The 12,873-nt window shown below is 73.4% G+C and carries 10 protein-coding genes and 1 riboswitch; of the genes, 2 read left to right on the forward strand and 8 right to left on the reverse strand.

Annotated features, from left to right (window positions below):
* Positions 1-2: 2 nt before the first annotated feature.
* Positions 3-218, reverse strand: a riboswitch (cyclic di-AMP (ydaO/yuaA leader).
* A 313-nt stretch (positions 219-531) separates the two neighbouring features.
* The 5 genes from JT723_RS22850 to JT723_RS22870 all read right to left on the reverse strand — a co-directional run bounded on the left by JT723_RS22850 (position 532) and on the right by JT723_RS22870 (position 5,744).
* Positions 532-1,509: a LysM peptidoglycan-binding domain-containing protein gene (locus JT723_RS22850; protein ID WP_240166050.1), complete on the reverse strand. Its 978-nt coding sequence runs from the start codon at positions 1,507-1,509 to the stop codon at positions 532-534.
* A gap of 247 nt (positions 1,510-1,756) precedes the next feature.
* Positions 1,757-3,070 (reverse strand): cytochrome P450 family protein, encoded by a 1,314-nt coding sequence (locus tag JT723_RS22855; RefSeq protein ID WP_205046630.1) that lies wholly within the window; start codon positions 3,068-3,070, stop codon positions 1,757-1,759.
* Between the two features lie 23 nt (positions 3,071-3,093).
* Positions 3,094-4,170, reverse strand: coding sequence for a nucleoside triphosphate pyrophosphohydrolase (locus JT723_RS22860; RefSeq protein ID WP_205046631.1), 1,077 nt, complete (start codon positions 4,168-4,170; stop codon positions 3,094-3,096).
* A 34-nt stretch (positions 4,171-4,204) separates the two neighbouring features.
* Positions 4,205-4,858, reverse strand: coding sequence for a SurA N-terminal domain-containing protein (locus JT723_RS22865; protein WP_205046632.1), 654 nt, complete (start codon positions 4,856-4,858; stop codon positions 4,205-4,207).
* Positions 4,859-5,009: 151 nt separating this feature from the next.
* Complete coding sequence (locus JT723_RS22870) at positions 5,010-5,744, reverse strand: HNH endonuclease family protein (protein ID WP_240166051.1); 735 nt, start codon at positions 5,742-5,744, stop codon at positions 5,010-5,012.
* A gap of 259 nt (positions 5,745-6,003) precedes the next feature.
* Here JT723_RS22870 and JT723_RS22875 point away from each other — a divergent pair, with 259 nt between their 5' ends.
* A complete protein-coding gene (locus JT723_RS22875; RefSeq protein ID WP_205046634.1) occupies positions 6,004-7,563 on the forward strand; it encodes a DUF2079 domain-containing protein in 1,560 nt (519 codons plus the stop codon).
* Between the two features lie 27 nt (positions 7,564-7,590).
* On the opposite strand, the gene JT723_RS22880 is transcribed toward JT723_RS22875, so the two are convergent.
* The 3 genes from JT723_RS22880 to JT723_RS22890 form a co-directional block, all read right to left on the reverse strand.
* Positions 7,591-9,075, reverse strand: coding sequence for a protein kinase domain-containing protein (locus JT723_RS22880; RefSeq protein ID WP_240166064.1), 1,485 nt, complete (start codon positions 9,073-9,075; stop codon positions 7,591-7,593).
* Positions 9,076-9,131: 56 nt separating this feature from the next.
* Positions 9,132-9,809 carry a hypothetical protein gene (locus tag JT723_RS22885; RefSeq protein WP_205046636.1) on the reverse strand — a complete coding sequence of 226 codons (678 nt, stop codon included), beginning with the start codon at positions 9,807-9,809 and terminating at the stop codon, positions 9,132-9,134.
* 93 nt (positions 9,810-9,902) lie between these two features.
* Complete coding sequence (locus JT723_RS22890; protein WP_205046637.1) at positions 9,903-11,960, reverse strand: N-6 DNA methylase; 2,058 nt, start codon at positions 11,958-11,960, stop codon at positions 9,903-9,905.
* 204 nt (positions 11,961-12,164) lie between these two features.
* Between JT723_RS22890 and JT723_RS22895 the strand changes: the two genes are divergently transcribed.
* Complete coding sequence (locus tag JT723_RS22895) at positions 12,165-12,872, forward strand: Rv1352/Rv1906c domain-containing protein (RefSeq protein WP_205046638.1); 708 nt, start codon at positions 12,165-12,167, stop codon at positions 12,870-12,872.
* Position 12,873: the final 1 nt, after the last annotated feature.

Here is a 12,873-nt window from a genome sequence, read left to right on the forward strand (position 1 = left end):
TGTGTGTCCCTCACCGACGCCTACGAGGTCAGCTGTCGGGTTCGGACGTGAGTTGCCCGGCCGGCACCGCGACAAGGACGCGGATGCCCGGCTTCACCCCGAGCCGGACCGGTGGCGTGCCGCGCGCAGCGAGGTGCTGTCCGTGCTGCGCGGCGTCATGCCTGTGGTCCGGCGGAAGACCGTGGGTCCCCCGCTCCTGCCTGCGGCGCTTTCGCGTCGACTGTTCCCGTCGGGCGCGGCGGCAGGACTCGGCGTTCCGCTCCGGCGGGGCCCGCTGTGGCGAGCGCTTAGACGTTAAGCACACCGGACCCCGTTGAACAAACACTCGCGTTTCGGGCGCCAACTGCCGTCAGCGATTCGGCGACTGGGAGAACCCGCAGGTCGGACGGCCGCATTTCAGCAGGGAGCGAGCAGCCGGTCACAGCTTCGGCGAGAGCCTTGTCACATCGCCGCGCGGCACGGAAATACCGTACGTCCGTTTTGTCACCGGGCTTGCGCGGCACGGCCGTTCGGCTTCCCGAGTGCCGCGGCTCAGCCGAGGTCGAGGATCTGTCCGGGTTTGATGAGGTTTGGATTGTCGCCGATCACTTGGTGGTTGACGTCGTAGAGGCGGTGCCAGCCGCCGGTGACGTCGAAATCGGCCGCGATCCCGGAGAGCGAGTCGCCGGCGCCCACTTTGTACCTTCCCGGATCCGTGACGGCGCTCGTGTCCGTATTGCCGGTGTTGCCGGGGTCGTTGGCATCCGGGGTGTTCGCGGTGAGCCCGGTGGTTTCGGTACGGGTCGCCCGGTCGGCCGCGGCCAGCGCCTCGTCCGAAGGGCTGTACGGGCGCGCGTGGCGGCCGCTGCCCTCGGTGGGGGTACCGGCGGCCGGAGGGGTCGTCGGAGTCGCCGGAGCGGTGCCCTCAGCGGGCGTGCCGGGGTCGGTGGGCGCGGGAGTCGCCGTGCCCGTCGCGGGGGCGGTCGGTGTCCCGGCCGCCGGCGGCGGGGTGGTCGCCGTCCCCGTGCCCGTCGCCGACGGGTCGGTGGGCGTGGTCGTGGCCGACGGGTCGGTGGGGGTGGTCGGCGTCCCGGTGGCGGCGGGGCTTCCGGTGTCCGAGGAGGTGCCGGTACCGGCCGTGGTGGCCGGCGCGGGGGTGGCCGTCGCGCCGCCGTCGTCGCCCTGGTCGTCCTGCGGCTCGCCGGTGTGCTTGGCGGCGCCCGGGCTCGGCTCGCAGCCGGGCCACGCGTCGGGGCCGAGGTCGGCGAGGATCTTCTCGGCCACGGCTATCTGCTGCGCCCTGGAGGCCAGGTCGGGCAGCGGGGCGTAGACCGTGCCGCCGTACTGGCGCCAGGTGTCCTCGGTGATGGCGAGCCCGCCGAAGAAGCCGTTGTGCGTGTCTGCGTTCCACAGGCCGCCGGTCTCGCACATCGCGACCCTGTCCCAGGGGCCGGCTTCACCGGCGTGCGCGGCTCCCGCACCCAGCAGCGGCAGCGCGAGTCCCGCGCCGGTCGCCGCCACCGTCACCATGGCCGCTGGGGCCTGGCGGGGACGTCGGTGCCTGCCGTTCCCTGACGAGAGCATGCGGTCGCCTTTCTTCACAGCCTTACGCGCCCGCGCGGACCGCCGTCACCGGCAAGTGCCGCGCTGCGTGGGGAGCGGCGCGTCCCGCGAGCCGTACGTGCCTCGCGCTGACCGCAGAACGTAGCGGTGTTGACGGGGGGATCACAAGTCGATGTAGCGCTCGTCACGTCGCGGTCACGGCCTTGACGGGTACTCAGTTCGCCTGTGCCGCACCGGGGGTGAAGGCCACCGGCAGGGTCCGCAGTCCGCGCATGATCAGGCCGCCGCGCCAGCGCAGGTCAGCGGGATCCGCGGCGAGCCGCAGGTCGGGCAGCCGGGTGAGCAGCGTCGACAGCGCTGTCCTTGCCTCCAGCCGGGCCAGCGGGGCACCGAGGCAGTAGTGGATGCCGTGTCCGTACCCCAGATGCGGATTGTCGGCCCGTGCGAGGTTTACGGTGTCCGGCTCGGTGAAACGCGCGGGATCGCGGTCGGCTGCGGCCAGCACCACGAGGACCGGGTCGCCCGCCGCGACCGGCTGCCCGCCGATCGTCAGCGCGGCCGTCGCATAGCGCCAGGTGGCGAGTTCGACCGGGCCGTCGTGGCGGAGCAGTTCCTCGACCGCGCTCTCCAGCAGGGCGCTCTCGCCGCGGGCCAGCGAGGCCTGCAGCTCCACGCGCGGGCCGGGGTGGGTCAGCAGCGTGTGCATGCCGTTGCCGATCAGGTTGACCGTGGTCTCGAAACCCGCGAAGAGCAGGATGAAGGCCATCGCCGCGGCCTCGTTCTCCGTCAGGTGCTCGCCGTGGTCGCTCGCCCGGATCAGACCGGAGATCAGGTCGTCGCCCGCACCGCTGCCCGTACCGGCCCCCGCAGCGCCGTCCGCGCCTGCCGGGTCCCCCGCGGTCAGCTCGGCGCGCTTGCGGTGGATCAGCTCGACCAGATACGCGCGCATCCGCTTGACCGAGCGGGCCACGCCGCCGCGCGGGCCGCCGCCGTGCCGGATCATCATCCCGGCCCAGTCCCTGAAGTCGTCCTGGTCCTCGGCCGGCACCCCCAGCAGGTCGCAGATGGCGTAGATGGGCAGCGGGAAGGCGAACTCGTGGATCAGGTCCGCCTCGCCGCGGGCCGCGAAGCCGTCCACGAAACGGTCCGTCAGCTGCCGCACCCGGGGCTCGAAGAGCGCGACCCGGCGCGGGGTGAAGGCCTTGGACACCAGGCGGCGCAGCCGGGTGTGGTCGGGCGGGTCGATGTTGAGCAGATGCGTCATCAGGTCGGCGCTGCGCTCCCCCGGGATGCCGGTCTTGCCCCGCGCGCCGGGCGACTCGGCATGGTGCACCGGGTTCTTGCTCAGCCGCGGGTCCGCGAGCGCCTCGCGGGCGTCGCCGTAGCGGGTGACGAGCCAGGCCTCGACGCCGCTGGGCAGCGTCGTGCGGTGGACCGGGGAGTGCTCGCGCAGCCAGGCGTAGGCCGGGTAGGGGTCGGTGGCGAACTCCCAGGTGAACAGCTCGGGCATGGCGGCGCGGTCGGTCATGCCCCGACGGTACGTGAACCGGCCTACTCCTCCGGCTCCTCCCGTGCGCCGCCCCCGGCCTCCGCCTCACCCGCCTGCCCAATTCCACCGCCGGCCTCCGCCTCGCGTATGGCGGACCGGTAGCGGCGGGCCGCGTGCCGCAGCGCCGCCTCCGGGTCGATGCCCGCCGACTGGGCCGCGGCGGCCTCGGCCAGCAGGTGGTCGCCGAGCGCGGCCTCGTCGTCGTAGAGCGGGGCGGGCGGGGTGACCGGCAGCGGCAGTCCCGCACCACGGGCGCGGCCCGCGAGCTTGGCGGCCAGCGCAAGTGCGGGCGACGCCAGCGGGACGCCGTCGGTGACCGACTCGCGGGACTTCTCGACGCCCTTGAGCCGTATCCAGTTGGCCTGCACCTGCTCGGGCGTCTCGGCCACCTCGTCGCCGAAGATGTGCGGGTGCCGGTGGACCAGCTTGGCGACGAGGCCGGCCGCCACGTCGTCGATCCCGAACGGCTCGTCCGGGTCGCCCTCGGCGATCGCCGCGTGGAAGACCACCTGGAGCAGGACGTCCCCCAGCTCCTCGAGCACCGCCTCCCGGTCGCCCTCCTCGATCGCCTCGACCAGCTCGTACATCTCCTCGATGCCGTACTTGGCAAGGTCCTCGTGGGTGCGCAGGCTGCTCCACGGGCACTCGGCCCTGATCCGGTCCATCACCTGCACCAGGTCGAGCAGCCGCGCGCCCGGCAGGTCGTACGACCCGGGCAGCAGCTCCAGGTCGGGCATGGCCACCAGCCCCGAGCCGCCGAGCCTGGCCAGCTCGTCCGTGACCGCGCGGTCGCCCTCGCCGCCGCCCGCGGGCAGATACACCACCGTACGGCCGCCGGACGCGGCCTCCGCCAGCTCTCGGCCCGTGGGCGCCGCCAGTTCGACGGTGACGCCCGCCTCGCGCAGGAAGGGCAGCTGCGGGTGTCCCGGGTCCGGGCACAGCACCCGGTCGGCCGCCTGCAGCGCCCGCCAGGCCGGCCAGGACAGCTGGCCGGGCGCGATCCGGTGGCTGGTGGTGAGCAGGATCAGCCGGCCGGGTCCGCCGTCGGTGCCGCCGTCGGTGTCGTGGAGATCGTTCACCCCTCGAACGTACCGCGGGGGCCGGACATCGGCGTCATGCCGCCGGTGCGGCCTCACCCGGGGTCTTGGTGACCACCCACGGGTCGGTGGCGTCGCCGATGATCGCCTTCTTGGAGTCCCAGGCGCCGTACCGCGGGTTGATCTTCACGCCCATCTTGTCCGCGGTCTTGGAGATCGCGTCGACCACCGCGGTCTGCCCGCCGTCGCTGCCCGGCTGGAAGCCCAGGCTCATGATCAGCTTGCCGACCAGCGCGTTCGTACGGAAGAAGCTGTCGGCCCCGGACGGCACGATGTCGTACTGCTGCAGCAGCGCCGCGTCCAGCGCCTGCTCGCTGCCGCTGAACTGCTGCAGCGCCGCCGCGTGCTGCTGCTGCACCTCGCCGTCGCTGACCGTCACACCCGCATCGGCCGCGGCCCGCTCGATGACGGTGTTCTGCACCAGCATGCTCAGCGTCTGCGTGGACAGCTTGCCGCTCGCCGAGATCAGCTGCTGGGCCTGCGGCGAGGCGGCCTGCGCCGCCCGCACCTCGTTGACCTTGTCCTGCAGCGTCGACACGGTGATCCGCTGGCCGCCGACCACGGCCGCGGCACCTGGCTGCGCCGGTCCCGACCCGCACGCGGTGAGGGCGGGCGACGCCAGCAGCAGCGCGGCTGCGGCGATCGAGACGGCGGTGCGACGGCGGACCATGGGTGCCTCCCGGCTGGGAACAAGCCTCGCGATGCTGATGTGATGATCGAGCACGAGGATATTGATCCAGCACCACCGAATTCCAGCACTACGGCCAACAGGATCCGCACAGCTGCCGCCCAGCCGCGCATCACGGGCGGGCGGCGGCACCTCAGCCGGCCGGCAGCGGCTGCGCCGGGCAGCCGTTGAGCACCGTGCGCATCGCGTCGCGCTCCGCCGAGGTCACCCACACGCCGTACTTCTTCTTCACCGCCACCTGCCGCGCCACATAGGCGCAGCGGAAGGCGGTGTTAGGCGGCAGCCAGGTCGCGGTGTCGCCGTCGCTCTTGCGGCGGTTGGTGGAGGAGTCCACGGCCAGCAGGTTGAGCGGGTCGTTGGCGAAGTCGCGGCGCTTGTCGTCCGTCCACTGCGCCGCGCCCTTCTGCCAGGCGTCGGACAGTGCGACGGCATGGTCGATGTCGACCTTGCTCGCCCCGCGGGTGTAGGTGATCCGCGTGCCGGTGTAGGGGTCGTTGAGGGTGCCCGAGGTGACGATGCACTTCTTGGCGCCGTCCCGGAAGGACGTCCCGGTCAGGTCGCGCTTGAGTATGTCGTCGCGGGTGTCGCAGTGGTTGTGGTCGGTGTCGGACCACTCGGGGCCGAAGCGGTCCCGCGAGTAACCGGTCTTCGGCGCCCGGCCCTTGACGGTCAGGCCGCCCACCGCGGCAAGGGCGCTGCCCTTGGCGCCGCCGGGCGCGCCGGGGGCGCTCGTGCCGGGAGGAGTGGCGCTGCCGGTCGCCGCGCCGACGGTCGGGTCCTTGCAGCCTGCCAGGGTGCCGCCCAGAGCGACGGCGAGGGCCGCCGCGCCGACCAGGGTGCGGGCGGTCCCGGTGTTCGGTTGCGCCAACTGGGCCATCTGCGCCTCTCAGGGGTCGTCCGGGGTGCGGTGTCCGGAGGAACGGTTCGTCAGGTTCCTTCCCCCGCCTGCGGAGACTACGGCTCCGCAGGCGCCGCTCCTTGCGCGGGCTGCGGCGACCGGACCAATCCCGGCGTGCCGCGGTCGGGACGGCCCACGTCGTCGTCAAGCTGGTATCACCCCGAAGTGGGGTGAAACGGGCGAGCCGTGGGGTATGGCGGGGCCGCCGACGCGAAGGGAGCACCCACGCATGGACGGCGACAGGGACAGTGCGGAGGCCGTACTGCCGACCCAGGAGCCCGGGCCGCGGGACATCGCCGCGCCCGTGCCGCGGCGCGCGGCGGCTGTCGATACGGTCGGCGCCTCGGACGCCGCGGACGCGGCCGGTGGGGCACCCGCTGCCGCCGCCCGGCGCAGAGCGCTGCCGGCCCGCCTGGACCCGTGGCTGCTCGCGGCCGGCTTCCTCGCCATCTACGCGGCACTGTCGCTGTCGCGCTACCGTCGTATGGAGACGATGTCCTGGGACCTGGGCATCTTCGAGCAGGCCGTACGCGGCTACGCCCATCTGCACGCCCCCGTCGCCGACCTCAAGGGGCCGGGATTCAACGTGCTCGGCGACCACTTCAGCCCGATCACCGCGCTGATCGCCCCCTTCTACCGGCTCTTCCCGACACCGGTGACGCTGCTGGCGGCCCAGGCGCTGCTGTTCGCGCTGTCGGTCGTCCCCGTGGCCGGCACCGCGGCGCGGCTGCTCGGCCGCGGGCGCGGCCTGGCGGTGGGGGCCGCGTACGGGCTCTCGTGGGGGGTGCAGCGGGCCGTCGACTTCGACTTCCACGAGGTCGCCTTCGCCGTGCCGCTGCTGGCCTTCTCCCTGGCCGCGGTGCTGCGGCGGCGCTGGCGGACGGCGATGGCGTGGGCGGCGCCGCTGGTGCTGGTCAAGGAGGACATGGGCGCCGCGGTCGCGATGATCGGCGCGGTGGTGTGGCTGCGGGCCGGCGACGCCACGCTGCGCGGCGCCAAGGGCGGCGGCCGGGTGCGCACCTGGGCGCTCGGCCTGGCCGCCTTCGGCGCCGCCGCGTCCGCCTGGGAGGTCAGCTGGCTGATCCCCGCCTTCCACGGCCCCGGCTACGACGCGCTGAACCACATCAACGGCGACGGGACACTCACCTCCCACGTCCCGCCGGTCACCGCGCTGCGCACGGTGCTGTGGATCCTCCTGCCGGCCGGCGGTCTGCTCGCCCTGCGCTCACCGCTCGCGCTCGTCGTGCTGCCGACGCTGGGCTGGCGCTTCCTGTCGTACTACCCGGAGAACTGGGGCACGGCGTGGCATTACAACGCCGTGCTCATGCCCGTGGTCTTCCTCGCGGCCGTCGACTGCGCCGCGCTGGTCGGCGCTGCGGGCCGCCTGCGCCGCGGGGAACCCGCGTGGCTGCGCCCGCTCGTCCGGGCGCTGCCGGGCGTGATGCTGGGCGCGGCCCTCGCCCTGTGCACCCAACTGCCGCTGGCCGAGCTGACACACCGGGACGCCTACCGGGTCGACGGCCCCACCCGGGCCGCCAAGAAGGCGCTCGACGTCATCCCCGACGGGGCGACCGTGGAGGCGAACGTCGGCCCGCTCAGCCGCCTGGTGCGGCGCACAACCGTCTACTGGGTCGGCCAGACAGGCGGCCTGACGCCCGACTACCTGGCCTTCGAGAACCGCTCCACCTGGCTGCAGGACCCGGTCGGCTACGCCCGGCAACTGCACCCCGAGGCCCGCTACACGACGGTCGCCGACGCCGGCGGCTACGTGGTGCTGCGCCGCGGCTGACGCGCCCGCCGCCGGTGCCGCCTGCCCCTATCCCTGCACCTGGCCCAGCCAGGCGAGCGTCCTGCGGATCTCGGCCGGGAAGGGGTGGTGCGGGCCGTGCACCCGGCCCGCGTCGTAGAGCAGCCGGGTCAGGACGTCGCGGGCGCCCGCCCGGTCGCCGACCGACAGCAGCAGGTGGGCGGTCCTGCGGCGGATGTCCAGCGGTGTGCCGGGGCTGGTGGCGGAGTACTGCTCGAAATAGGGCAGCAGGACCCGGTATTCGGCCAGCGCGGCCCGTGGGTCACCGAGGTGTTCCAGGCACTGCGCCGCCTCGTAGCGGAACTGCAGCGCCTGGCGGTCGGCGCCGCCGTACTGCGAGGCGAACTCCTCCGACAGCCGGCGCAGTTCCGGCAGCGCCCTGCGGTACTGCCCGTCCTCCATCAGCGTCGCCGCATACTGCTTGCGCAGGGCACGCAGGACCGGTGAGTGCTCGCCGTGCTTCTCAGCCGCCGCCGGGATTATCCCGCCGAGCAGGTCGACGGCCTGGGTGATCCGGCCCGCGTCGAGCAGCCGCTTCACCTCGTCGACCGCCGCCGCCAGGTCGGCCCCCTTCGGCTCGTGCGCCGGCCGCGGGGGCGGCGGCGCGGGCACCGGGGGTGCCTGGGCGTGCGCGGCTGCCTGGTCGGGCCAGGGGGCCTGCGGGCGCAGGAAGGGCCTCGTGGGGTCGAGCGGACCGGGCGTGCGGTGCGCGGAGCCCGGCGGCGGAAGCAGCGCGGCCAGTTCGCGGTAGACGTCCTGCGCACCGGCGGGGCGGTGCTCCGGGTCCTTGGCCAGCAGCCGCAGCACCAGGGACTCCAGCTGCTCCGGCACCTCCGGGCGCAGCTGGCGCAGCGGCACGGGCGCCTCGTGCAGATGCCGGTGCAGCACCCCGAGCGCCGTGGTGCCCGCGAACGGCACATTCCCGCTGAGCAGTTCGTGCAGCAGCACCCCGAGCGCGTACAGGTCGGTGCGCGGGCCGACCGCGCCGCCCATCGCCTGCTCCGGCGCCATGTACGCCGGACTGCCGATCGGCGAACCGGTGTGCGTCAGCCGGGTCGTGTCGGTGTCCATCACCGACGCGACCCCCAGGTCGAGCACGGTGAGGGTGCCGTCGGGCCGCACCATCACATTGCGCGGCTTGAGGTCGCGGTGGACGATCGGCACGGCGTGGACCGCGGACAGCACCGCACACAGCTGTGCGGCCACCGCGACGGCCCACGGCCACGGGTAGGGCTCGTGCTCGGCAAGGTGGTCGCCGAGGTCGGCCCCCTCCACGTACTGCATCACCAGATACAGCTCGTCGCCGTCCGCCCCCGCGTCATGGACCGTCACCAGGCCCGGGTGGTCGACCTGGGCGGTGACCCGGCACTCCCGGTCGAAGCGCCGGCGCAGCTCGTCCGCCTCGTCCCCGCCGGCGACCTTGTCCGGTCGCAGCAGCTTCACCGCGACCCGGCGGTCCAGCCGCCGGTCGTAGGCGGTCCACACCTGGCCCATGCCGCCCTGGCCGATGACGGTGGCCAGTTCGTACCGGCCGGCGATGAGCCGACCGATCACCGGCCCTCCTCCTTGCGGAGGTAGTCGCTCAACTCGTCCAGCTCGGCTCGCACCTGGTCGATCCGCGGCGCGGGCGCCGGGGTCTGCGACGGCATGGGCACGGGGGTGTGCGACGGCATCGGATTCTGCGGCACGGGGCTGTGGTGCACCGGGTTCTGGCTCATCGGGTTCTGCGGCACGGAGGTCTGCGGCGGCACCGGCGCCTGGGTCTGCAGGGGCGCCGTCGCGGTTATCCCGCCGTGCGCAGGACCGGTGTGCATCGGCCCGGGCATCGGGCCGTACCCGGTCGTGTACGGGTTCGGCGGGTAGCCGGCCGGCATCCCGTACCCGGCGGGAGGAGTGTCCTTGCGCCTGAGGTCCGTGACCAGGTAGTAGGCGGGAGTCCCGAGCATGCACACCAGCACGGTCAGCGTGCCCACGTTGGACTGCCAGCTGTCGGTGTTGTCGTTGGCCATCCCGATCAGCGTGTAACCGACGATGATCGCGACGATGTCGAGCACCATCAGCACCCAGTCCAGCGGATTCCGCCGCACTATGGCCAGCCGCAGCAGCGAGCCCCACGCGAGGAAGCCGATCGACAGCACCGGCAGCGCGGTGAAGAGCACGCGCAGCCAGATCACTGCCGGCCGACCCGCGGGTCGGGGCTGCGGCGGGGCGATGCCGGGGCCGTACATCTGGTGCTCCTGGTCGTCGAAGCGGATGGCTAGTCGAGAGCGTATCGGCCGCAACGGACAGGCGGCGCCCCTTCGACGACGGCCTGTGGATAACTATCCGGGCCGCACCGTACCGTCCGTCAGCCCGTCGTAAAGGCCCTGGATGAGCTGGTCGCCGAGCGCGGTCGCCTGACGCAGCGTCTCCTCGAACGCGGCCAGGGTGCGGAAGCGCTCGCCGTAGCGCCGCTGGTCGGCCAGCGGCAGCCGCGGCACCTGCAGGCGGCGCACGTCGAGCCGGGTGGATGTCGAAGCGAAGCTGCTGGCCTGGCGGTTGTTGGCGGTGCCGCGCAGGAAGCCGGCCAGGAACCACGGGTCGAGCGCGGCGGTGTCGGGCCGCAGCAGGTACACGTTGCGGCCCAGCGCCGCGCCCGCCGAGGCGCCGTCGACCACCCGGGCCACGGCGCCGCCGCCGAGGACCGGCACCACCACGTCGCCCTCCTCGACCAGCACCGGCTCCTCGACGGTGCCGTCGGGACGGCCCGGCGGGAGCAGCCCGGTCGGGGCGCCGCCGACGACCACGTCGTGCTCGGTCAGCACGGCGTGGGCCGCCGCCGAGCCGTCAGCCCGGGCGGTTCCGCCGCCGCCGGGGCGCATCAGCAGCGCCCCGGCGCGGGCGAGTTCGCCCACCGTCGTGGTCGGCCAGCGCGCCGGCTCGCCCGCCGCGGGGGGCACGGGGGCCGTCTCAGCGGTGCGCCGCAGGGTCCTCGCCAGCCGGTCCCGCACAGACTCCAGCGCGGCGGCGCCGCCTTCGGCGGTGGGCGGCGGCAGGTGCCGCGCGGGGGTCACGTCCACCTCGTCGTCGAGCAGTTCGACGACGGGCAGCGTGCGGTTGAGCCCGGGACGATCGGGCACGGAACCGTGCCGGTCGAAGGCCGCCCAGGTGTCGAGGACCGCTGCACTGACGGCGTACCAGGGCGTCCGCTCCGGGCCGTGCCCGGGTATTCCGGCCGCGTCGAAGACCAGCAGGTCCCCCGGCGGGCGCCCCTCGGGGTCCGGCTTGCGCAACACCCACAGGTGGAGCGGGAGTCCGTACGGGGGCGCGGATCCCGCGGGCAGCGCCACCACCGCGCGCAGCGCGCCGCGGCGCAGCAGGTCGGCGCGGACCCGGCGGCCGCTGCGGCGGGACGCCGCCGCGGGCGGCATCAGCATCACGACGGTCCCGCCGTCGCGGACATGGGCCAGCGAGTGCTGCAGCCAGGCGAGCTCCGACTCGGTGCGGGCAGGGAAGCCGTACTCCCAGCGCGCGTCGTAACCCAGCTCGTCGTGGCCCCAGTTGCGGTCGTTGAAGGGCGGGTGGCACAGGACGGCGTCCACCGCCAGCTCGCGGAAGGCGTCCTCGCGCAGGCTGTCCCCCGACCTGACACGCACGCGCACGGCGGGGTCGGTGGCCATCGCCAGCCGCAGCGCGGTGAGCGCGGCCAGCTCGGGGTCGATCTCCTGCGCGTGGACGGACTCGGCGGCCTCCGACGCGCACAGCAGGGCGCCGCTGCCGCAGGCGGGGTCGAGCACGCTGCCGGGACTCTCACCTGCGAGGGCCGCCATCAGCTCGGCAGGCCCCGGCGGGGTGAGGGTGAACTGCCGCGAATTGGCGTCGAGATAGCGGCCGAAGAGGAACTCGTAGGTCTCGGCGGGACCGGTGTCCTCGGCGAACTTCGCTGCCGTGCGCAGCAACGGCACCGCGTCGTCGAGCCGGTCGGGGATCCGCACCGGGTGCTCGGGGCCGAACCGCGCGGTGAGCACCGTCTCCATCTCGGCCGGCAGCCGGGCGGCGAACTCGTCGTCGGTGTCCGCACTGTAGCTGACGGAGATGGCGGGGTCGCCCTGGAGGAGCATCAGCAGGGACCCCGCCACGCGCAGCGCCGCGGGCACGCCCTCGGGATGGCTGTCGGCCCGCTGCCACAGCCGTTCGTGCAGCGGCACCGAGGGGAGCTTGCCCTGCTCCTGCAGCCAGCGCTCGACCGCGGACAGCTCGTAGGTGGGGCTGGTGTCGGACCCGCCGACGGGTTTGGGGAAGTCGTCGTGGCGCCGGCGCCAGTTGCTGACGGCGGCCCTTCCGACTCCGGCCAGCCTGGCGATCCCCGCCGCCGTCACCTCACTCGCGTGCTCGGGCACGATCCTCTCCTTCCCCCGGTCGTCCGCGACACCTGCCGGTGTTCGTGGTGGCGAGCATACCCAGACCCGGTGCACGGACTCCTTCACGATGTGAACTTCACTCGTTCGAGAATTGGTGTTGACTCGGTTCACAGTCGAGTGCTGTCATGGTGGCAACGGTTCACAGGGCCAGCGAGGCCCGCCGAACAACTGGGGGGAATTCCCATGTCCACGATGTCTCTCGCCCGGCTCGCCGCCGCAGGCACCGTCGTCGCTGTCCTCGCGATCGGCACCGCTGCCTGCGGTCCGTCGGACGACTCCGCCTCCTCGGCGGGCAAGTCCGGCACGACAGCCGGGGCGACTGGCAGCACGGCGGGCACCGCCCCGTCGGCCTCCGCGTCCGCGTCCACGCCCGCACAGAAGAAAGAGGACAAGCCGGCGGTGAAGGCGGCCTTCAAGGGGGACGGCACCTTCCAGGTCGGCAGCGACATCAAGCCCGGCACCTACAAGACCAGCGGGAACGACGACGGCATGTGCTACTGGGAGCGGGACAAGGACGCCAAGGCCGACACCGACTCGATCCTGGCCAACGACACGGTCGCCGGCAGCAGCTATGTGACGATCAAGCCGACGGACAAGATCTTCACCTCGACGGACTGCAAGGACTGGTTCGCGGCCGGGGCGGACAAGCCCGGGGCACCGAAGACGTCGATGGGCGACGGCATGTACAAGGTGGGCACGGACATAGCCGCCGGCACCTACAAGGCCAAGGGCGGGGAGACCTGCTACTGGGAGCGCACCAAGGACGCGCTGCACGACGTGGACTCGATACTGGCCAACGACAACGTCACCGGTCAGGGCGTGGTCACCATCACCGCCAAGGACGCCTACTTCAAGACGGCCGGCTGCGGCACCTGGACCAAGACCGGCTGAG

Origin of the sequence: Actinacidiphila bryophytorum (assembly GCF_016916835.1) — a bacterium.
In the GTDB taxonomy this organism is placed as follows: Bacteria; Actinomycetota; Actinomycetes; order Streptomycetales; family Streptomycetaceae; genus Actinacidiphila; species Actinacidiphila bryophytorum.

Bases quoted from the DNA above. Each gene is read 5' to 3' on its own strand.
- JT723_RS22850 (WP_240166050.1), bottom strand. From the start codon at position 1,509: ATGGTGACGGTGGCGGCGACCGGCGCGGGACTCGCGCTGCCGCTGCTG.
- JT723_RS22855 (WP_205046630.1), bottom strand. From the start codon at position 3,070: ATGACCGACCGCGCCGCCATGCCCGAGCTGTTCACCTGGGAGTTCGCC.
- JT723_RS22865 (WP_205046632.1), bottom strand. From the start codon at position 4,858: ATGGTCCGCCGTCGCACCGCCGTCTCGATCGCCGCAGCCGCGCTGCTG.
- JT723_RS22875 (WP_205046634.1), top strand. From the start codon at position 6,004: ATGGACGGCGACAGGGACAGTGCGGAGGCCGTACTGCCGACCCAGGAG.
- JT723_RS22880 (WP_240166064.1), bottom strand. From the start codon at position 9,075: ATGGGCCAGGTGTGGACCGCCTACGACCGGCGGCTGGACCGCCGGGTC.
- JT723_RS22885 (WP_205046636.1), bottom strand. From the start codon at position 9,809: ATGTACGGCCCCGGCATCGCCCCGCCGCAGCCCCGACCCGCGGGTCGG.
- JT723_RS22895 (WP_205046638.1), top strand. From the start codon at position 12,165: ATGTCCACGATGTCTCTCGCCCGGCTCGCCGCCGCAGGCACCGTCGTC.